Origin of the sequence: Anoxybacillus sp. EFIL (assembly GCF_013096955.1) — a bacterium.
In the GTDB taxonomy this organism is placed as follows: domain Bacteria; phylum Bacillota; class Bacilli; order Bacillales; family Anoxybacillaceae; genus Anoxybacillus; species Anoxybacillus ayderensis.
Genome location: NZ_SDLH01000001.1, coordinates 336,139 through 356,247, shown reverse-complemented (window position 1 = coordinate 356,247; position 20,109 = coordinate 336,139). Strand labels below are relative to the sequence as shown.

Here is a 20,109-nt window from a genome sequence, read left to right as displayed (position 1 = left end):
AAGAGAAAGCGAGGTGAACAACGATCATGATGGCGAATCGAGTGGAAAGGCATATGATTTGCGCCACTCATCCGTATTATCCGATGATCGACGAATATTGTTTTCGGTCAAAAAACTTGTACAACTTCGCCAACTATCAAGTCAGGCAAACGTTTTTCCAACACGGCACGTATCTTTCTTACAACAAGCTAGACAAGCTGCTGAAAACAGAAGGGATGGATACAGACTATCGAGCGATGCCAATGGCTCAATGTGCCAAACAAACGTTAAAGATGTTGCATCAAAATTGGAAGTCATTTTTTAAATCGATGAAAGATTGGGCAAAAAACAAAGACAAATATACAGGCAGACCGAAACCGCCCAAATATCTCAAAAAAGACGGACGGTATGTACTTGTGCTAACGAATCAATCATGCAAAGTCGTCGATGATCATATAACATTTCCTATCTGTTTTCAAGGATTTCGGTTAAAGACAAACATGAAAGGGAAGCTTCAACAAGTCCGATTCATTCCGAAACGCCGCCATATCATCATCGAAGTCGTTTACAAAATCCCTATTCCAGCGCAAAAACAAGATCACAACAGATACGTCAGTATTGATTTGGGTTTAGATAACTTCGCAACCATTGTGAATAACGTGGGCAAACAACCGATTGTCATCAATGGTAAAGGTCTAAAATCCGCCAATCAATACTATAACAAACAAATGAGCCACTACCGCAAAGTAGCGAAACAGATGAATGGACTTGATTGGACAAAACGAATGAGCAAAATGACAGAAAAACGAAACCGCATCGTAGAAAACTTTATGCACCAAGCGAGTGCCTTTGTCATCAAACATGCGTTGGCTTTAGACTGCGATACGATTGTGGTGGGGATAAATAAAGATTGGAAGCGTGAAGTCCATCTCGGAAAGCGCACGAATCAAGCGTTCGTTCACATTCCGTATCAAACGTTTCTTCATCAGTTGCAGTACAAAGCGGTACAGCATGGCATTCGCGTCGTCGTGACAGAAGAAAGCTATACATCCAAATGCAGTTTTTTAGACATGGAAGAAATGAAGAAACAAAAACAATACAAAGGAAAACGAATCAAGCGTGGGCTGTTTCAATCTGAAAACGGAACGCTCATCCACGCAGATGTCAATGGAGCATACAACATCATGAGAAAAGTATTCCCAAAGGCGTTCGCCAATGGGATAGTGGGTGTGGGGTTACACCCGATCCGAGTACATGTCGCTTAAACGACGTGGACGGATAAACAATTTTATTAAAATCTTTATCAGTATTCTATGATTTTAATAAAATTGATAACCTGATATGATATTCTATTCATGTGGGGGGAGCAAACAAGAAACAATGGGGTGGACAACGTGTACAAACAAATTAAACCGAAAAAAATATATGAAGAAGTAGCGGAAGCGATTTTACATATGATTCAAACGGGTCAGTTAAAGCCCGGCGATAAACTCGATTCCGTTCAACAGCTAGCAGAAAATTTCCAAGTTGGACGGGCGGCGATTCGCGAGGCGTTAACGGCGCTGCGGGCGATGGGGCTCATTGAAATGAAACAAGGGGAAGGCACATACGTGCGCGAGTTTGATCCAGCGATGTTATCGTTTCCGATTTCTGCTGCGGTGCTCATGAATAAAGAAGATGTCGCTCATTTATTAGAAGTAAGAAAGCTGCTTGAAGTTGGTGCCGCAGGCGTTGCAGCGAAACGAAGAACAGACGAAGATTTGCGCGCGATGCAAAGCGCCCTTACGCAAATGCGCGAAGCGATTGGCGACGAAGAGCTTGGCGAAAAAGCGGACTTTTTATTTCATATGGCAATTGCCTCAGCAACGAAAAATCCGCTATTAGTGAGTTTAATGAACAACGTCTCAGGCATGATGATGGAGACGATGCGCGAGACGCGCCGCATTTGGCTGTTTGCCAAACAAGCGACGACCGAACAGCTGCTTGAAGATCATATTGCTATTTTTGAGGCGATTCGCGAACAAAACGCCGAACTTGCCCAAGAGCGAATGAAAGACCATTTAGGGCATGTCGAAAAAGTGCTGTCCGACTATATTTCTTCATAACGGAGGGGCTTCCTCCGAACGTACTCATCAGATGACCGGTTGACTAATTTGGCAATTAGATGTAAAGTGAAAAAAAAGAAAACGTTTTCTTGGAGAGGGGATCGGGAATGAATGTTACATTATTTGTTACATGTTTAGTCGATTTGTTTCACGTCAACGTCGGAAAAGCGACAGTCGAGCTATTAGAGCGGCTTGGCTGTACGATTCATTTTCCCGAAGCGCAAACGTGCTGTGGACAGCCGGCGTACAATAGCGGCTATGTAAAAGAAGCGAAAGAAGCGATGAAACATATGATTCGCACGTTTGAACATGCCGAATATATCGTCACGCCATCTGGTTCGTGTGCGACGATGTTTAAAGAATATCCGCACATTTTTAAAGGCGACGGTGAATGGGAAGAGCGGGCGAAACGGGTGGCCGATAAAACGTATGAATTGACGCAATTTATCGTCGATGTGCTACAAGTGGAAGATGTCGGGGCGCGGTTAAAAGGAAAAGCGACGTATCATACGTCATGTCATATGACGCGCTTACTTGGCGTGAAAGATGCGCCGCTTGCGCTTTTGCAACATGTGAAAGACCTTGAAGTCGTGCCGCTTCCAAACGCGCACAATTGTTGCGGATTTGGCGGTACGTTTTCTGTCAAAATGGGACCGATTTCGGAACAAATGGTCGATGAAAAAATTCAATGTATCGAACAAGTGGAAGCGGATTATTTAATCGGGGCCGATTGTGGCTGTTTAATGAACATCGGCGGGCGCATCGAGCGAAAAGGCAAGCCGATTCGCGTCATGCACATCGCCGAAGTGTTAAATAGCCGATAAAGGGGGGATTCATATGGCGATGAAAATTAATACGGGACAATTTCACGAGCGAGTGGAAAAAGGCATTCATAATACGTTTATGCGCGGAGCGGTGGCAGGAGCGCAAGAGCGGCTGCGCACGCGCCGATTGGAAGCAGCAGCGGAGCTCGGCAATTGGGAACAATGGCGCGCGCTTGGGGAAGAAATTCGTCAACATACGCTCGAAAACTTAGATTATTATTTAATGCAATTAAGCGAAAATGTAAAAAAGCGCGGAGGGCATGTGTTTTTCGCGCAAACGGCAGAAGAAGCGAACGAATACATTTGCCGCGTCGTTGAAAGCAAGCAAGCGAAAAAAATTGTGAAATCAAAATCGATGGTGACCGAAGAAATTCATATGAACGCCGCCCTTGAAAAACTCGGCTGCGAAGTCATTGAAACGGACCTTGGCGAATACATTTTGCAAGTCGACGACCACGATCCACCATCGCACATCGTCGCGCCTGCGCTTCATAAAAATAAAGAACAAATTCGCGACGTATTTAAAGAAAAGCTGGCGTATACAAAAACAGAAAAGCCAGAAGAATTGGCGCTTCATGCGCGCCATATGCTTCGCCATGAATATATGACGGCAGATGTCGGCATTACCGGATGCAACTTTGCGGTTGCGGAAACAGGTTCGATCACGTTAGTCACGAACGAAGGAAACGCCGATTTAGTGACCGCTTTACCGAAAACACAAATTACGGTCATGGGAATGGAGCGCATCGTACCGACGTTTGAAGAAATGGAAGTGCTCGTCAGCTTGCTTACACGAAGCGCCGTCGGGCAAAAATTGACGAGCTACATTACGGTATTAACAGGTCCGCGCGATGAAGGGGAAGTAGACGGACCGAAAGAATTTCATCTCGTCATTGTCGATAACGGACGTTCCGATATTTTAGGAACGGAATTTCAACCGGTGTTGCAATGTATTCGTTGTGCGGCTTGCGTCAACGTTTGTCCGATATACCGTCATATCGGCGGTCATTCGTACGGTTCGATTTATTCCGGACCGATCGGCGCCGTCTTGTCGCCGCTTCTTGGTGGCTATGACGACTATAAAGAATTGCCGTATGCATCGACGTTATGTGCAGCTTGTACAGAAGCATGTCCGGTCAAAATTCCGCTCCATGAACTGTTGTTAAAACATCGGCAAACGATTGTTGAACGGGAAGGAAAAGCGCCGATTTCGGAAAAGTTAGCGATGAAAGCGTTCGGGCTTGGCGCGGCATCGTCCATGTTGTATAAACTTGGTTCAAAAATTGCACCGACGGCCGTCAATCCGTTTACAGTAAACGACCGCATTTCGAAAGGCCCAGGGCCGTTAAAAGCATGGACCGATATTCGCGAATTTCCAGCGCCAGAAAAAGAACGGTTCCGCGATTGGTTCAAACAAAGGGGGGAAGAGTAATGGAAGCTTTTTTACAACGTTTGTCTTCTCGTCTTGGACGTGATATGCCTGCATTTGTCGAACGTCCGCAATGGAAACATGCGCCGCAACAGACGGTATTTCAAGGGTATAGTCAAGACGAGTTACTTGATGAATTAAAAAAGCAATGTACCCGCATTCATACGACGCTCGTTGAAACGACAACAGATGGGCTCTATCACACGATCGAACAAGTCATTGACGCCCATGGCGGCGGACTGATCGTTGTCGCAAATGATGAGCGATATGAACAAGTCGGTTTATCTTCTTTTTTAAAAAGAGAAGATGTGCACGTATGGGACGTATCGCTCGGACGAGCAAACATTGAAGCAGCGGAAAAAGCGAACATCGGCATCACATTTAGCGACATGACGTTAGCGGAATCCGGAACGGTCGTGTTGCTTAATGATCGCAACCAAGGGCGGACGATTAGCTTTTTACCGAAAACGTACGTGGCGATCATTCCGAAAAGTACAATCGTTCCGCGCATGACGCAAGCGGCGCGCATCATTCGCGAACAAAAACATGTTCCGTCATGCATCAATTTCATTACAGGCCCAAGCAACTCGGCAGACATTGAAATGAATTTAGTCGTTGGGGTACACGGACCGATGAAAGCGACATATATCGTGATTACCGATTGTTGAGCAGCGAATGAGCTGCTCTTTTTTTAAAGATAAGAAAGTATAAAAATTCGGATTTAGGGAGCTGTCTAGCTCCAAGCGCCATCGGCTCGAGTCGCTCCGCCCCACACTGCGGCGGCGACAGCCTCCTCGGTGGGGCTTGTGCGCTCTTCGCCGATAGGCGGGCGCTTTGCGCTTTTCTTAATCCGATCAGATTAGTAAAATTTTCAGAATGTTAAGAAGGAATGAAAACAGATGTAGCGAATATACATGATAAATATGGAGAGGGAGTAACAAGGAGGGAAAGCGATTGAGTTCCAAAGAAAGCATAATGGAGGAATCCGTATTCGTTCAGCTTTCAAAACGAGAGAAAGAAGCGATCGATGAGCGAATGAGTCGGTATGATTTTATGTTGCAACAAGTGACAGATGCGATGATTATTGTGAAAGATGACGGGGCGTTCGTTGACGTCAACGATGCGGCGTGCCGTTTATTCCGTACGCCAAAAGAACAACTGTTGCGAAAAAAATTTCAAGAATATTTATACCTTGTCCCTGAACATATTTTTCAATTTCAAAAGCAAATGTTGCGCAAATTTGGGGCGTACGATGATGAACTCGTCATTCGTTTAGCCGATGGCGAATTGAAACATGTGCAACTATTTATGCGCCGCCATCAAAAGCAACAATTTGATTTATATATCATCCGCGACATTTCCTCGAAAAAAGCGCTTGAGCGTGAACGAACGATTAACGAAACGTTATTTAAAGATTTGTTTAATCGCGCCGGCGACGGCATCGTTATTTTTGATGGACAAGGTCGCTTCATTGACGCCAATCCTTCCTTTTGTGCAAGCGTCAACGTAAAAAAAGAAGATTTGTTCAAGCTTTCGATGCAAACATTTATTCCGATTGAATATCACGATTTATTTGAGCAACTGTTGCTGACGTTAAAACGAAACGGAACGGTATCAAGCGAGCTTCCGTTTATTTTAGGAGACGGCATGCAAAAGTTGTTTGAGGTGACGTTCACAGCAAACGTACATAGCGGCTTTTTTATGGCGATTATGCGCAACGTGACAGAAAAACGAAACATGGAAATGAACTTACAGCGAAGCGAAGAACGATTTCGCGCCATTTTTGAACAAGCGCACGAAGCGATTATTATTTGCGACGATTTCGGAAACATTTTGCGCGCCAATCCAGCCGCAAGCCGAACGTTTGAACTGCCGCTTCACGATCTCGTCCATGCGAACTTATTGCAGTTTATCGATGAAAAAAATAAAAAAGTGCGTCGCGTGTTGTGCCAATTTTTCCGCGACGGACAAATTCGTGATGAACTGACGTTTCATATGCCAAATGGCGAAACAAAACAGCTTGAATTTACATCGAAAAAAGGCGCCATTAACGGCTACCATTTAACGATTTTTCGCAACGTCAGCGAACGAAGAAAAATGGAGAAGCAGTTGCGCGAACAAGAACAAAAGTTTCGTAGCGTATTTAATCACGCGATGGACGGCATCGTGCTCATTGACGATAAACAGCGCATTTTTGATGCGAATCCTGCCGCCTGCCGCATTTTTGCCCTTCAAAAAGAACAGCTAATGAAAAAGAGCTTACATACGTTTATTGCAAGCAACGATTTAAATAAATTTCACATGTGGCTGAGAAATGAAGAAGAAGAAAAAGAGTTTGCGCTCATCGACGGAGAAGGAAAGAAAAAAATTGTGGAATTATCGTTTAAGCCAAACATTATTGAACATGTCGGGTTAATGATGGTGCGCGACATGACCGAGAAAAAAGAAATGGAAGAACAGTTGCGCAAATCAGATACGTTAAACGTCGTCGGGCAACTAGCAGCAGGCATCGCTCATGAAATTCGCAACCCGATGACAGCGTTAAAAGGATTTATTCAACTATTGCAAGGAAGCATCGGCAATGATTGCGAACAATATGATATGTACTTCCACGTCATTATGTCAGAATTAAAGCGCATTGAGTCAATTATTACTGAATTTCTCGTGTTGGCGAAACCGCAAGCCATTCATTATGAACGAGGCGACGTGGTGAAAATTATGCAAGAAACGGTCGATTTATTAAGCGTGCAGGCGACGATGCATAACATTCAAATTAAAGCGACGTATGAACAAGTGCCGCTTATTTATTGCGAACCGAAACAATTAAAACAAGTGTTTATTAACATATTAAAAAATGCGATTGAAGTGATGCCAAACGGCGGCACGATTACCGTTTCTGTTTCAAATATTGAAGAAGGCATACGCATCGCCATCCGCGATGAAGGAAGCGGCATTCCGAAAGAGAAAATAAAAAAATTAGGGGAGCCGTTTTATACGACGAAAGAGCGTGGAACGGGGCTCGGCTTAATGGTCAGCTATAAAATTATTGAAGAACATGACGGGCGCATTGATGTCGAGAGCGAAGTAGGCGTTGGCACGACGTTTTATATTACCTTGCCAATTACTAATGACATGCAGGAAAGAGATATAGTACAATAGACTTATATGTCAAGACAGCTAAAGAGGTGAATCGCATGTTATTTAAGCGCCTTCGTCCGTCATTAAACGAATTGCTTGAAAAAGGGACAGACTATTCGTTTCAAGGACGATTTATCGACACGTTATCATACAACCATTTTACGACAGAAGATTTCGCAAAGTTAAAACAAATTGATGAACTCATTGCACCGTACAAACAAGAGATGGTTCGTCTTTTTTATGAGGGACTGAAACAAGTGAAGCCAGAAGCGGCAAATGCGGTGACTGAAGCACGCATTGAAGCGTATATGAACGCCTTTTTTACGATGGAACGCAACCGCGCGTACGTCGATGAATCGCTTCGCTTTTTCCATTTGTTGCGCAAACAAAAAGTGAATGTCGGAAAATTGATCGTTGCCTTTAATCATTTGAATTTCTTTATTTTAACAACGTTGCTGTCGAAAACGGCGCTGGCGCCGAAACGTTGTTTAACATTGATGGAAACGTTGCAGCGGGCGATTAATATTGAGCAACAACTGCTCGTTGAAGTGTACACAGAAACGATGATGGAACAAATCGCAAGCGGAACAGAAATGTTGATGGAACAAAATGCGGAAATTATGTTTATTAAAGATTTACTACAAGCGCTCGACCAACAAAATAGCGATGTACAAATGGTGACGGCGGCGACGGAAGAAATGACGACGGCCGTTTCGGAAGTGGCGCACGCGGCGACCGTCATCGCCGAAAAAACGACGACATCCGTTGAACAGGCGGAAAAAGGGCAACAAATGATGACGGAAGCGTTTGAAGAAATTATGGAAACGTCCGAACAGTTTACGAACATGGTTGACCGTTTTGAACATTTACAACAACATTTAAGCGCGATTGAAAAAGTGATGCAGCTTGTCAACGGCATTGCGGATCAAACGAATTTACTTGCGTTAAACGCTTCGATTGAAGCGGCACGTGCAGGGGAATACGGAAAAGGATTTTCCGTCGTTGCGGAAGAAATTCGGAAGCTTGCCGATCATACAGTGCAATCGCTCGGCGAAGTGCAACGAAACGTCGGAGAGTTGCGGACGATTTCATCGGAAGTATCATCCGCGATTTACTCAACATCATCGACGATTCGCCAAGCGGTCCGTCAAGCGCAAGAAGCGATGCCTTTATTAAACGAAATCGTATCAGCGATGGGCGACATTCAAGATAGTACAAATACGAATGCTGCGGTTGCTGAACAGCAAGCGGCGGCTGTCGATGAAATCGCAAACCGAATGGCATCGATTGCAAAATTAACAGATGACATTCGCGAGCTTGGTGAAAAAACAGGAAAGACGGTTCATGCGTTAAGCAAAGCGATCGACCGTTTCCGCTTAAATTTAGTTAACGAAAACAATATTAAACTATCTGCGAAAGCGTTATTGCATTTAGCGAAAACGGATCACTTATTATGGAAATGGCGCATTTACAATATGATTGTCGGCTACGAGAACATTCGTCCGGAAGATGTCGCTTCTCACCATCAATGCCGATTAGGAAAATGGTACTTTGATGAACAAACGAAAAAACAACTGAAAGGCACGCCAGCGTATGAAAAGCTTGATGCCCCTCATGAACGTGTGCACGTCGCGGCGAAAAAAGCAGCGGAAGCGTACGCAAAAGGCGATATAAAAGGTGCCGAAGCGCAACTGCAAGAACTCGAACAAGCATCGACCGAAGTGATTCGTCTTATTGATGAACTAATGGAAAAAGTAGAAAAAGAACGGACGTTTGAAACCCACCTTGCGTAAGGTGGGTTACTTTTTTACAATATGGGACAACGCAAGTGCGAAAATTAAAATCGTTCCTTTTATGATATCTTGGGCGTAGTACGGGACGTTCATCATCGTCAGCCCGTTTAACAACACCCCGATTAAAATCGAACCAAGCAGCGTACCGATGACGTTCGGTTTACCTGCGCCAAAGACGGAAAAGCCGATAAAGGCAGCAGCGACGCCATCCATTAATAAGGAAGCCCCTGCCGATACTTGTCCGGTGCCGATGCGCGAAGCAAGAACAATGCCGCCTAAAGCAGCGAACAGTCCGCTAATCATATACGCAATCGTGCGGTAACGATCGACGGGAATGCCGGTGAGCCTTGCTGCTTCGCGATTTTCGCCCGTCATATAAAACAAGCGACCGAATTTCGTATACGTTAAAAAAAGATGAGCACAAACGACGACAAAAAGCATAAGCAACACAGAAAATGGGATGCCAAACAGCTCTCCTTGTCCGATAAATAAAAACGATGGAATAAATTTTCCTGGCGCCGTTCCGCCTTCTGGAAGCGGCATGTCGTTGTAAATCGAAAATCCTTTCGTATACGTCAATTGTACGCCGTTAATGATATACATGACCGCTAACGTCGCCAATAAATCGGGCAAGCGAAGGCGAATGATGAGAAAGGCGTTCAGCAATCCAACGAGCACGCCGAGAAGAAGTGGAACGATGAGCGCGACGAAAAGCTCTTGGCGATGTAAAACGAGCGCGGAGGCGCTTGCGATAGTCGCTAAACTGACGGTTGAGCCGACCGATAAATCAAATCCATCGACAATTAATGAAAACGTAATGCCGATCGCAACGAGCGTGACGATCGAAATCGAACGTAAAATGTCGCTAAAGTTCGCATACGTAAAAAACGAATCGAGCGTGATGCTGAAAAAACTAATGACGACAACGATGGCGATGATCGTTCCGTATTTGTATAAAAACTTCATCTCATGTCACCTCCTGTTGTATCATGGACGAGCTGTTCGTATGTCGCCTCTTGAGCGTCTATTTTTTTGATGAAACGACCGTCGACCATGACGTAAATCGTATGTGCAATGCGAAGCAACTCTTGAAACTCGCTCGTGAAATAAATGATCGCTTTTCCTTCTTCAGCAAGCGAGCGAATGATCGAAAATACTTCTTCTTTCGCGTGCACGTCAATGCCTTTTGTCGGCTCGTCAAAAAGAAATACGTCGCTATTCGTTTGTAGCCATTTGCCGATGACGACTTTTTGTTGATTGCCGCCGCTTAAGTTTTTCGCCAAGGCGGTCGGCGAGGATGGACGAATATGTAACGATGAAATGAGCGATGTCGCGATCGTGCGCTCGCGTCGTTTGTTTATCCATTGCCATTTCGAAATGTTCGACAATAGGCGCACCGTCAAATTTTTTTCTACTGTTTCGTTCATAAATAATCCTTGTTTTCGGCGCTCTTCTGGGATGAGGCAAACGCCTGCTTCGATCGCATCTTTTGGCGATGTCCACGTTTGTTTTTTCCCGCGCACGATGCGTTCCCCTATCGTGTTCACATGGGCGATGATGCTTTCTGCTAATTCCGTTTTTCCTGCGCCGACGATGCCGGCAATGCCGACAATTTCCCCGCGTCGTACAGCAAGGTCTACCGTCGTTTTCGTTTTTGGAATGTATAGTTGTTTCACTTCAAATATCGTTTCTTCACTTTTTTCCCGCGCAAAAGTGTTGCGCGTCTCCGGTTGCCGCCCGACCATATGGCGCACGATCTCCTCCGTCGGAAGCGATACATCACCTTCATATACAACTGTGCCGTCGCGCAAAATCGTCATCCGGTCGCAAATGCGTTTTACTTCGTGCAATTTATGCGAAATGTAAATAAACGACACGCCTTGTGCTTTTAATTGTTCAATCATCGCAAATAGCCGTTTCGTTTCTTCTTCGCTTAACGAGGCGGTCGGCTCGTCTAAAATAATGTAGCGAGCGGAAGAAGAAAGGACGCGAGCGAGTAAAATAAGCTGTTTTTCATGGAGCGAGCACGTTTGGACGGACGCATCAGGCGATACATGCGCCAAACCGACGCGCTCAAGAAGTTGTAACACAAACGCCCGCTTGTTCATTTTTGAAAACAACATGTTCGGTTGCTCGACAATTTGTTCAGCGAGCACATTTTCATATACGGATAGGGCAGGGAATAACGCTGCATCCACTTCTTGCACGACATGTCCGATGCCCGCTCGCTTCGCATCTCTTGGGGAAGAAAACGTATACGACCGTCCATCGATGTCAATCGCTCCGCTCGTTGCTTGCAGGTGACCAGCTAAAATGTTCATTAACGTGCTTTTTCCTGCGCCGTTCATACCTAAAAGGGCGTGAACTTCGCCCGGTTGGACATGGAAGTTCACGCCGTTTAATACGGTGACATCGCCAAACGAATGGACGATTTGTTTCATAGAAAGCCCGCTCATTGTTTTTTCACCTGTTGTTCGAGCGTTTTCATCCATGGAGAGACAGCGACATTTGATTGCCCCCAGCCCGAAATGTAGTTGTGCAGTTCGCCCATCGACACTTGTTGATCTGGTAAGTCAGAACGTTTCACTAAATGCGGTTCAAGTGAGTAAATGTTTGGCGTTTTTTCCCCTGCAATTTTTTGATACGCAAAGCGCACTTGCACGCGTCCGACTTCCGCTGGATCGGTTGCTGTCGTTGCGACCCATGGGCTATTCGGTTGTTGAATCATTTGTAAATCTTCATCGCTTAAGTCGATGCCGTACACTTTAATTTCTGTTCGACCTGCTTGTTGAATGGCGCGCGTTGCTCCTTTGGCAAACTCATCCCACGTCGCAAACACCGCATCAATATCGCCTTTGTTCGGATATTTTTTCAAAATCGCTTCCATTTGCGTTTGTGTATCTAAAGCGGTGTTTGCGCTCGCTGTGCCGAATTTGGCGACTTCTTTTATGTTCGGATATCGTTTTTGAAACGCTCCGTAAATGACGTGGCGCCGTTCCATCGGCGTAAAGCCGCCGACCCAAATCGTGACGATTTCGCCTTCACCATTTAAATCTTCCGCTAACGTTTTTAACGTTTTCCATGCTAAGCTGTAATCGTCTTGGTCAATGACAGTGACACCCGGAATGTTTAAATCGTTATCGAATGCGACGACGTGAATGCCTTTTGCTAGCGCTTTTTCCACAGGGGCTTTTAACGCATCCGCCCGTCCATGATCTAATAAAATCGCATCGACGTTTTGGTTAATCGCCGTTTCGACGTACGATGCCATTTTCGTTAAATCGTTATCCGCGTTATAAATTTGCACGTCGCCGCCAAATTTTGCGACTTGTTCTTTCACACCTGCGATATACTGCGATGAAAAGGTGCCGATCGACATTTGCATAATAGCGGCAATTTTAATCGGTTTGTTTAGTGCGGCTGGAATGTCCGCTCCTGTTGTTTCATTCGTTTGTTTCGTTTCTTCTTTCGGTTGTTGTGCCGGTTTAGAAACGGCATCTTGTTCGTTCGTGCATCCGGCTAATAGCACCAAAAGAAGCACGAAGGCAAGCCATAAATTTCTCATGCGAAAACCTCCCCAAATAATGTCAGTAGTTTTGTTTCGTAATCGCCAAAAATGATGCCTTTTTCGGTAATAATGCCGGTAATGAGTTCATGCGGTGTGACGTCAAAGGCAGGGTTGTAGACGTTCACATTCGGTGCGATACGCACGCCGCCGATATGCGTCACTTCTTCTTTAGCGCGTTCTTCAATCGGAATGTCGTCGCCTGTTTTCGTCTGTAAGTCGATCGTTGAGAGCGGGGCGGCGACGTAAAATGGGATGTTGAACGCTTTTGCTAAAATGGCTAGACCGAACGTGCCGATTTTGTTTGCTGTGTCGCCGTTTGCGGCGATGCGATCCGCGCCGACGATGACAGCGGAAATGCGTTTTGCTTTCATCGTTTGCGCGGCCATGTTGTCGGTAATAAGCGTCACATCGACGCCGGCTTGCGAAAGCTCCCAAGCGGTGAGCCGTGCCCCTTGCAAGACAGGCCGCGTTTCACACGCATACGCGTGAAGCGTCATTCCTTTTTCTTTCGCTAAATGAAACGGAGCAAGCGCCGTTCCGTAGCGCGCCGTCGCAATCGCCCCGGCATTGCAAATCGTCATGATGCGATCGCCGTCTTGAAAAAGGGAAAGGGCATGTTCGCCGATGCGGCGGCATACGTCTTCATCTTCTACTTGAATGCAAATCGCTTCATGAATGAGCGTCGTTTTCGCTTCGTTGACGGATTTTGCTTGCGCGACGCTTTTCATAAGCCGATCAAGCGCCCAAAATAAGTTGACAGCGGTCGGACGCGAGCTAGCTAAATAGTCGCGGTCGCGCTTTAACTCGGCGTGAAACTGCGCTAAGTCGTCCGTCTCATACGATTTTGCCGCAAGCGCTAAGCCGTAAGCGGCAGTCATGCCGATTGCCGGCGCCCCGCGCACTTTTAACGTCACGATCGCATCCCATACGTCTTTTATGTTTTTTAATTCTAAATATTCCGTCTTATGAGGCAACGCTTGTTGGTTTAAAATTGTGATATGTGTATCGTGCCATTGTACAGATTTCATTGTCTTCCTCCTAGCTGTTCACATGTACCGTTTGTTGCACAAGTTGTTTGATCGCCTGAATCGGCAATTGTTCACGCTGTACGATCAGCGCACGTCCGAGGCGAAGCGCGTGACGTTTCGCATCAAGTCGGCGCTCAAGCGGCAATTCGTCAACGTCTGCGACATGGGCTAAACCGATCGTTCGGCGAATGACTTCACAGCCAGCAAATCCAATCGCTTCGATCTTTGCATCGTGAAGCACGTCTTGAAGCACGCCAGAAATTTGCGCATACGGTTCATCGCTTTCACGCCAAAGTTCAGAAAATGTGCGAACAAACACGTTCCACGTTTTTTCGATATGATGAAAGAGCGGTTCGCGGTCACGTTCATCGCGAGCGAGAGCGTTTAACAGCAAATTAGCGAAAAATTGCCCGAGATCAAAGCCGATTGGACCGTAAAATGCAAATTCTGGGTCGATCACTTTCGTTTCATCGTCGCTTGCGAAAATGCTTCCTGTATGTAAATCGCCATGAAGCAAGACGTCCGCTTTCGTTAAAAAGCGCCGTTTCAATTTTGCGGTTTCGCGTTTTAATGCGTCATCTTGCCAAAGCTGCTCGACATCTGCGCGAAGTTCCGCTTCAAAGTTATTTGTGTCATGGTCAAAAAACGGGTCGGTAAATACGAGATCTTCTGTAATTTTACAAAGTTCAGGGTTTGTAAATTGTTGTGCGAGTTTCTTTTTTTGTTGTTGGTTCATGCCGAAATCAGACGTGTAAAACGCTGTTTTTGCGATAAATTCACCGATATGTTCCGAAAGTTTTGGAAACGTTTTTCCTTCGATCAGCCCGCGACGTGCAATTTGTAAATGCGATAAATCTTCCATCACTGTAATCGCTAAAGACTCATCAGAATAGTATACTTTCGGAACGTATTGAGGGACGTAGCTTGCGAAAGTGCGCAACGCTTGGCTTTCAATCGTCGCCCGTTTTAACGTGAGCGGCCAGCTTTCGCCGACGACTTTCGCATACGGTAACGCTTGTTTGATGATGATGCTGTCGTTTGTGCGCTCGTTGACGATACGAAACACGAGATTTAAGTTGCCATCGCCAATTTCTTTGCATGAAAGAAGCGCATCTTTTCCAAAAAGCCCCAACCGAACAGCAAGGGCGATCGCTTTTTGTTCTGTTAACGGTTCGTACATACAAATTCCTCCCTTGACATAAATAAAAAACCTCTTTCGCTGAACGAAAGAGGTTTGAAGTTTGCTTCGCACCTCTTATCTCTCAGCCTACTGCTGCAAGAATTAGCACCGTGCGTCATCGCCGGTTGCCGGGCTTCATCGGGCTCGTCCCTCCACCTGCTCTTGATAAGAGTGTTTATCGTTATTTGAATGTTTTTAACAGTGAAAAAGTTTCGTGAATTCGCTTGATTCGAATCATACATCGGTTCATGCTCGTTTGTCAATCCTTTTTTTCAAAAATTTTATACACGTCTGGGCGACGATCAGCAAAAATCGGGATGCGTCCGCGCACATGTTGCACTTCGTTTATGTCAATATTCGCCATAATGACCGTTTCTTGTTCGTCCCCTTCAGCGAGCACGTTTCCCCATGGATCGATGATCATCGAATGACCAGCAAATGTGTTGTTCGGGTCTTTTCCTGCGCGGTTGCAAGCGACGACGTAACATTGGTTTTCAATCGCTCTCGCCATTAATAACGTACGCCAATGATGAAGGCGAGCAAGCGGCCACTCCGCGACGACAAATAGCACTTCGGCTCCGTGAAGCGCATGAGTGCGAATCCATTCTGGAAAACGAATGTCATAACAAATGACGCCTGCGCACGTCGTGTGAGCGAGTTGAAAAACGTGTAACGTCTCCCCAGCTTGTAAATACATATGTTCATCCATCAATTTGAACAAATGAAGTTTACTATATTCGCTAACGACATGGCCGTTTCGGTCGACGACATACATCGTATTCGTCATTTGTTTGTCTGTTTTTTTCGCTACCGATCCGCCGACAATATGCACATCGTACGTGCGCGCAAGCGAGGAAAGAAACGTTTTTGTATCTTCGCCGTTTTCGTCGGCGATGTCTGTTAATCTCGTTAAATCGTATCCTGTCGTCCATAGTTCTGGCAATACGACGACGTCGACGTCACGCGCCATTTGTTCCATGTAGCGCACGATCGTTTGTTTATTTTTTTCAGGCGCTCCAAACGCAATGTCCATTTGTATACAAGCGATATTCATTTCATTCACCTCGAAAAATTTTCTTTACATTTTGATTTTTACGATATATGATACATGACTAGAATTTCAACCTTTTTGTGAAGTAGGTGTGCGAAAAATGAAAACATTTCCGCAATCGAACTTGTTACAGCAACTACCGAAGCAATTTTTTGCTTCGCTCGTTCAAAAAGTCAATACGGTCATTGCTGAAGGGCATGACGTCATTAATCTTGGGCAAGGAAATCCGGATCAGCCGACCCCTGCTCATATTGTAAACGCAATGCAACAGGCGGTAGCAAAGCCAGCGTACCATAAATATTCCCCGTTTCGCGGGTATTCGTTTTTGAAAGAAGCGGTAGCGACGTTTTACAAACGGGAGTATGGGGTAACCATTGATCCAGAAAAAGAAGTCGCCATTTTATTTGGCGGCAAAGCTGGGCTCGTTGAAATGCCGCTTTGTTTATTAAACCCCGGCGATGTCGTGCTCGTTCCCGATCCCGGTTATCCGGACTATTGGTCGGGCGTTGTGCTTGCGCGGGCGCGCATGGAAATGATGCCGCTGCGGGCGGAAAACGACTTTTTGCCCGATTATGAGGAGTTAAACAAAGACGTCGTTCGTCAAGCGAAATTGATGTTTTTAAACTATCCGAACAACCCGACAGGCGCGACAGCAACGGAATCGTTTTTTAAAAAAACCGTTTCGTTTGCTGAAACATACGGCATTGCTGTCGTGCACGATTTTGCGTATGGGGCGATCGGGTTTGACGGGAAAAAGCCGGTCAGCTTTTTACAAGTCGAAGGGGCGAAAGACGTTGGCATTGAAATTTATACGTTTTCAAAAACGTACAATATGGCAGGATGGCGCATCGGCTTTGCGGTCGGCAACGAAAGCATGATCGAAGCGATTAACGTTTTGCAAGATCATTTGTATGTGAGCATGTTCGGCGCCATTCAAGAAGCGGCAGCGGTTGCGCTTTTACAGTCGCAACAATGCGTCGATGAGCTTGTCGCCACGTATGAAGCAAGACGGAATACGTTTATTCGTGCATTAAACGACATCGGCTGGAACGTGCAAGCGCCAGCAGGTTCTTTTTTTGCGTGGCTTCCGGTGCCAAAAGGATATACGTCCGAAACGTTTGCCAATCTTTTACTTGAACAAGCACATGTCGCCGTTGCCCCAGGCATCGGCTTTGGAGAGCATGGGGAAGGATATGTGCGCACAGGGCTGTTGACAAGCGAAGAACGGCTGAAAGAAGCAGCAGAACGAATCGGACGATTGCAACTTTTTTAAAAAATCATTGACAAAATGAGAGACTGCTGTCATAATTCGAATTAAATTTATGAAAAACGAACCATTCAAAAAATTTCATACATTGCGAATTCTTATCAAGAGTAGGCGGAGGGACGAGCCCGATGAAGCCCGGCAACCGACTTAACGAACGTTAAGCACGGTGCTAATTCTCGCAGCAATCAGCTGAGAGATAAGAAGAGACGAACGATTAGCCTCTTCTTATGAAGAGGTTTTTTATTTGTAAAGGAGTGATACGATGATTACGGCAACATATTTGATTCATGATGACAAAGATTTGGCGAAAAAAGCGGAGGGGATTGCGCTTGGGCTTACGGTAGGATCGTGGACCGATTTGCCGCAACTTGAACAAGAACAGTTGAAAAAACATAAAGGGGTTGTAGAGTCGATTGAACAGCTTGAGGAAGATGAGCGGGTCAATACGTATTTCGGGAAGCGATTGAAACGGGCGCTCGTGCGCATTTCGTATCCGAGCGTCAATTTTAGTGCCGATTTTCCAGCGATTTTGACGACGACGTTTGGCAAATTGTCGCTTGATGGAACGATTAAACTTGTTGACCTGACGTTTTCTGACGAATTAAAACGAGCATTTCCTGGTCCGCGCTTTGGCATTGATGGCATTCGTGAAAAGCTTGGTGTTTTTGACCGTCCGCTTGTCATGAGCATTTTTAAAGCGGTGATCGGTCGCGATTTGCGATATGTGACCGAGCAATTAAAACTGCAAGCGCTCGGCGGTGTCGATCTCGTGAAAGACGATGAAATTTTGTTTGAAAACGACTTGACGCCGTTTGAAAAACGCATCGTCGCAGGAAAACAAGCGCTCAACGATGTGTACGAACAAACAGGGCATCGGACGTTATATGCGGTGAACTTAACAGGAAAAACGTTTGAACTAAAAGAAAAAGCAAAGCGCGCAGCGGAGTTAGGTGCGGACGTGTTGTTGTTTAACGTGTTTACATACGGGCTTGATGTATTGCAAGCGCTTCGCGAAGACGATGACATTCGTTTGCCGATCATGGCGCATCCGTCATTTAGCGGCGCGATCGCTTCATCGCACGTATATGGAGTGAGCTATGCGCTTCTTCTTGGCAAACTGTTGCGCATGGCAGGAGCGGACTTTTCGCTTTTCCCATCTCCGTACGGAAGCGTAGCGCTTGAAAAAGAACAGACGCTTGCGATTGCCGACGAACTGACGAAAGAAGAGCCGTTCGTCCGCGCGTTCCCTGTCCCATCGGCCGGCATTCATCCGGGACTTGTGCCGCTTTTAGTTCGCGATTTTGGCATCGATTCAGTCATTAACGCAGGCGGCGGGGTGCACGGTCATCCAGCCGGAGCGGTTGGCGGCGGGCAAGCGTTTCGAGCGGCAGTTGAAGCGGTGCTTTCAGGGCGTTCGCTTCATGAAGCGGCAAAAGAAAACGAACCGTTGCGACAAGCGCTTCATTTATGGGGGAGCGCATCATGAAGCCAGTCATTTTTTGCGACTTTGACGGGACGATTACGTTAAACGATAACATTATTGCGGTGATGAAACAGTTCGCCCCACCGGAGTGGGAAGCGATCAAAGACGATATACTTGCGCAAAGATGTTCCGTACAACAAGGCGTTGGGCGCATGTTTTCCCTTTTGCCGTCGTCATTGAAAGAAGAAATTGTGCAATTTTTGCTTGACACTGCCCGCATTCGCGACGGATTTTCCGAGTTTGTCGCATGGACGAAACAACAACATATGCCGCTTTATATCGTCAGCGGCGGCATCGATTTTTTCGTTTATCCGTTGTTAGACGGGTTCATTGAAAAAGAACGCATTTTTTGCAATCGCGCGGACTTTCGCGGCGAAACGATTCAAATTACATGGCCGTATGCATGCGATGAACATTGTCAAAATGAATGCGGCTGTTGCAAGCCGTCACTTCTTCGTAAACTTGCGCCAGAAGGGGCGAAAACGATCGTCATCGGCGATTCCATTACCGATTTAGCGGCAGCAAAACGAGCCGATCACGTCATCGCGCGCGACTTTTTGCTTGAAAAATGCCGTGAGCTTCACTTACCGCATACGCCGTTTACGACGTTTTATGATGTCATCGATGCGTTAAAAGAAAGCGAGGTGGTCGCATGAGGCAAAAAAAATGGGAAGAGCTCGCTGAGGTGAAACGGGAGCTAGCGGCGCGCGACTGGTTTATGGGAACAAGCGGCAATTTGTCGCTCAAAGTGAGCGATGAGCCGCTCACGTTTCTTGTGACCGCAAGCGGCAAAGATAAACGAAAAGAGACGGCAGAAGATTTTTTACTCGTCGGTGCGGACGGACAGCCAGCGGAAGCGACGTCTCTCAAACCGTCAGCGGAGACGCTTCTTCACGTCCGCATTTACAACAAAACGAACGCCGGCTGCGTCTTGCATGTGCATACCGTTGACAACAACGTCATTTCGGAATGGTACGGCGATGAAGGGGAAGTCGTTTTTACAAATCAAGAAATCATTAAAGCGTTCGGATTATGGGAAGAAGATGCGGTATTTCGCATTCCGATTATTCCGAATTTCGCACATATTCCGACGTTGGCGGATGAATTTGCGAAACATGTGCATGAAAGCACAGGGGCGGTACTTATTCGCAATCACGGCATTACCGTTTGGGGAAAAGATGCGTTTGAAGCGAAAAAATGGCTAGAAGCGTGCGAGTTTTTATGTCAGTACCACGTCAAATTATTACTTTTAAAACGATAAGGG

Annotated in this window: 17 protein-coding genes and 2 riboswitches; of the genes, 11 read left to right on the top strand and 6 right to left on the bottom strand. The window is 46.0% G+C overall.

Features of this window, described 5'->3' with window-relative positions:
* Positions 1-26 precede the first annotated feature (26 nt).
* From ES017_RS01815 to ES017_RS01785, 7 genes are all read left to right on the top strand, one after another.
* Positions 27-1,244 carry an RNA-guided endonuclease InsQ/TnpB family protein gene (locus ES017_RS01815; RefSeq protein ID WP_171334654.1) on the top strand — a complete coding sequence of 406 codons (1,218 nt, stop codon included), beginning with the start codon at positions 27-29 and terminating at the stop codon, positions 1,242-1,244.
* Between the two features lie 90 nt (positions 1,245-1,334).
* Complete coding sequence (locus ES017_RS01810) at positions 1,335-2,084, top strand: FadR/GntR family transcriptional regulator (protein ID WP_171334653.1); 750 nt, start codon at positions 1,335-1,337, stop codon at positions 2,082-2,084.
* Between the two features lie 107 nt (positions 2,085-2,191).
* A complete protein-coding gene (locus ES017_RS01805; RefSeq protein ID WP_021094285.1) occupies positions 2,192-2,908 on the top strand; it encodes a (Fe-S)-binding protein in 717 nt (238 codons plus the stop codon).
* A 13-nt stretch (positions 2,909-2,921) separates the two neighbouring features.
* Positions 2,922-4,340 carry a LutB/LldF family L-lactate oxidation iron-sulfur protein gene (locus ES017_RS01800; protein ID WP_171334652.1) on the top strand — a complete coding sequence of 473 codons (1,419 nt, stop codon included), beginning with the start codon at positions 2,922-2,924 and terminating at the stop codon, positions 4,338-4,340.
* Positions 4,340-5,005, top strand: coding sequence for a LutC/YkgG family protein (locus ES017_RS01795; RefSeq protein ID WP_021094283.1), 666 nt, complete (start codon positions 4,340-4,342; stop codon positions 5,003-5,005). The genes ES017_RS01800 and ES017_RS01795 overlap by 1 nt, the downstream gene beginning before the upstream one ends.
* A gap of 307 nt (positions 5,006-5,312) precedes the next feature.
* Positions 5,313-7,496: a PAS domain-containing sensor histidine kinase gene (locus ES017_RS01790; protein ID WP_035063006.1), complete on the top strand. Its 2,184-nt coding sequence runs from the start codon at positions 5,313-5,315 to the stop codon at positions 7,494-7,496.
* A 35-nt stretch (positions 7,497-7,531) separates the two neighbouring features.
* Positions 7,532-9,268 (top strand): methyl-accepting chemotaxis protein, encoded by a 1,737-nt coding sequence (locus ES017_RS01785; protein ID WP_021094281.1) that lies wholly within the window; start codon positions 7,532-7,534, stop codon positions 9,266-9,268.
* Positions 9,269-9,274: 6 nt separating this feature from the next.
* Here the strand turns inward: ES017_RS01785 and ES017_RS01780 are convergent, their stop codons facing one another.
* The 6 genes from ES017_RS01780 to ES017_RS01755 form a co-directional block, all read right to left on the bottom strand.
* The gene (locus ES017_RS01780; protein WP_021094280.1) at positions 9,275-10,234 is read right to left on the bottom strand and encodes an ABC transporter permease; all 960 of its coding nucleotides are present in this window, start codon (positions 10,232-10,234) and stop codon (positions 9,275-9,277) included.
* The gene (locus ES017_RS01775; RefSeq protein ID WP_171334651.1) at positions 10,231-11,724 is read right to left on the bottom strand and encodes a sugar ABC transporter ATP-binding protein; all 1,494 of its coding nucleotides are present in this window, start codon (positions 11,722-11,724) and stop codon (positions 10,231-10,233) included. The genes ES017_RS01780 and ES017_RS01775 overlap by 4 nt, the downstream gene beginning before the upstream one ends.
* On the bottom strand, positions 11,721-12,833 hold the full coding sequence (locus tag ES017_RS01770; RefSeq protein ID WP_171334650.1) for a sugar ABC transporter substrate-binding protein: 1,113 nt from the start codon (positions 12,831-12,833) through the stop codon (positions 11,721-11,723). The genes ES017_RS01775 and ES017_RS01770 overlap by 4 nt, the downstream gene beginning before the upstream one ends.
* Positions 12,830-13,864 carry an S-methyl-5-thioribose-1-phosphate isomerase gene (gene mtnA / locus ES017_RS01765; protein ID WP_021094277.1) on the bottom strand — a complete coding sequence of 345 codons (1,035 nt, stop codon included), beginning with the start codon at positions 13,862-13,864 and terminating at the stop codon, positions 12,830-12,832. Before mtnA ends, ES017_RS01770 begins: the two co-directional genes overlap by 4 nt.
* Before the next feature lie 10 nt (positions 13,865-13,874).
* Positions 13,875-15,044, bottom strand: coding sequence for an S-methyl-5-thioribose kinase (gene mtnK / locus ES017_RS01760; RefSeq protein ID WP_171334649.1), 1,170 nt, complete (start codon positions 15,042-15,044; stop codon positions 13,875-13,877).
* Between the two features lie 72 nt (positions 15,045-15,116).
* A riboswitch (SAM riboswitch) is annotated at positions 15,117-15,216 on the bottom strand.
* Positions 15,217-15,303: 87 nt separating this feature from the next.
* On the bottom strand, positions 15,304-16,098 hold the full coding sequence (locus ES017_RS01755) for a carbon-nitrogen family hydrolase (RefSeq protein WP_035064181.1): 795 nt from the start codon (positions 16,096-16,098) through the stop codon (positions 15,304-15,306).
* A gap of 97 nt (positions 16,099-16,195) precedes the next feature.
* Here ES017_RS01755 and ES017_RS01750 point away from each other — a divergent pair, with 97 nt between their 5' ends.
* From ES017_RS01750 to ES017_RS01735, 4 genes are all read left to right on the top strand, one after another.
* A complete protein-coding gene (locus ES017_RS01750; RefSeq protein ID WP_171334648.1) occupies positions 16,196-17,368 on the top strand; it encodes a pyridoxal phosphate-dependent aminotransferase in 1,173 nt (390 codons plus the stop codon).
* Between the two features lie 89 nt (positions 17,369-17,457).
* A riboswitch (SAM riboswitch) is annotated at positions 17,458-17,565 on the top strand.
* Positions 17,566-17,624: 59 nt separating this feature from the next.
* Positions 17,625-18,848, top strand: a complete 1,224-nt coding sequence (gene mtnW / locus ES017_RS01745; RefSeq protein WP_171334647.1) for a 2,3-diketo-5-methylthiopentyl-1-phosphate enolase — start codon at positions 17,625-17,627, stop codon at positions 18,846-18,848.
* Positions 18,845-19,501 carry a 2-hydroxy-3-keto-5-methylthiopentenyl-1-phosphate phosphatase gene (locus ES017_RS01740; RefSeq protein WP_171334646.1) on the top strand — a complete coding sequence of 219 codons (657 nt, stop codon included), beginning with the start codon at positions 18,845-18,847 and terminating at the stop codon, positions 19,499-19,501. Before mtnW ends, ES017_RS01740 begins: the two co-directional genes overlap by 4 nt.
* On the top strand, positions 19,498-20,106 hold the full coding sequence (locus ES017_RS01735; RefSeq protein ID WP_021094923.1) for a methylthioribulose 1-phosphate dehydratase: 609 nt from the start codon (positions 19,498-19,500) through the stop codon (positions 20,104-20,106). Before ES017_RS01740 ends, ES017_RS01735 begins: the two co-directional genes overlap by 4 nt.
* Positions 20,107-20,109: the final 3 nt, after the last annotated feature.

What these genes read in the sequence shown, in the direction of transcription:
- ES017_RS01785 (WP_021094281.1), top strand. Translation starts at nt 7,532, where the DNA reads ATGTTATTTAAGCGCCTTCGTCCGTCATTAAACGAATTGCTTGAAAAA.
- mtnA (WP_021094277.1), bottom strand. Translation starts at nt 13,864, where the DNA reads ATGAAATCTGTACAATGGCACGATACACATATCACAATTTTAAACCAA.
- ES017_RS01770 (WP_171334650.1), bottom strand. Translation starts at nt 12,833, where the DNA reads ATGAGAAATTTATGGCTTGCCTTCGTGCTTCTTTTGGTGCTATTAGCC.
- ES017_RS01815 (WP_171334654.1), top strand. Translation starts at nt 27, where the DNA reads ATGATGGCGAATCGAGTGGAAAGGCATATGATTTGCGCCACTCATCCG.
- ES017_RS01800 (WP_171334652.1), top strand. Translation starts at nt 2,922, where the DNA reads ATGGCGATGAAAATTAATACGGGACAATTTCACGAGCGAGTGGAAAAA.
- ES017_RS01740 (WP_171334646.1), top strand. Translation starts at nt 18,845, where the DNA reads ATGAAGCCAGTCATTTTTTGCGACTTTGACGGGACGATTACGTTAAAC.
- mtnW (WP_171334647.1), top strand. Translation starts at nt 17,625, where the DNA reads ATGATTACGGCAACATATTTGATTCATGATGACAAAGATTTGGCGAAA.
- ES017_RS01775 (WP_171334651.1), bottom strand. Translation starts at nt 11,724, where the DNA reads ATGAGCGGGCTTTCTATGAAACAAATCGTCCATTCGTTTGGCGATGTC.
- ES017_RS01810 (WP_171334653.1), top strand. Translation starts at nt 1,335, where the DNA reads ATGTGGGGGGAGCAAACAAGAAACAATGGGGTGGACAACGTGTACAAA.
- ES017_RS01735 (WP_021094923.1), top strand. Translation starts at nt 19,498, where the DNA reads ATGAGGCAAAAAAAATGGGAAGAGCTCGCTGAGGTGAAACGGGAGCTA.
- ES017_RS01790 (WP_035063006.1), top strand. Translation starts at nt 5,313, where the DNA reads ATGGAGGAATCCGTATTCGTTCAGCTTTCAAAACGAGAGAAAGAAGCG.
- ES017_RS01805 (WP_021094285.1), top strand. Translation starts at nt 2,192, where the DNA reads ATGAATGTTACATTATTTGTTACATGTTTAGTCGATTTGTTTCACGTC.
- ES017_RS01755 (WP_035064181.1), bottom strand. Translation starts at nt 16,098, where the DNA reads ATGAATATCGCTTGTATACAAATGGACATTGCGTTTGGAGCGCCTGAA.
- ES017_RS01795 (WP_021094283.1), top strand. Translation starts at nt 4,340, where the DNA reads ATGGAAGCTTTTTTACAACGTTTGTCTTCTCGTCTTGGACGTGATATG.
- mtnK (WP_171334649.1), bottom strand. Translation starts at nt 15,044, where the DNA reads ATGTACGAACCGTTAACAGAACAAAAAGCGATCGCCCTTGCTGTTCGG.
- ES017_RS01780 (WP_021094280.1), bottom strand. Translation starts at nt 10,234, where the DNA reads ATGAAGTTTTTATACAAATACGGAACGATCATCGCCATCGTTGTCGTC.
- ES017_RS01750 (WP_171334648.1), top strand. Translation starts at nt 16,196, where the DNA reads ATGAAAACATTTCCGCAATCGAACTTGTTACAGCAACTACCGAAGCAA.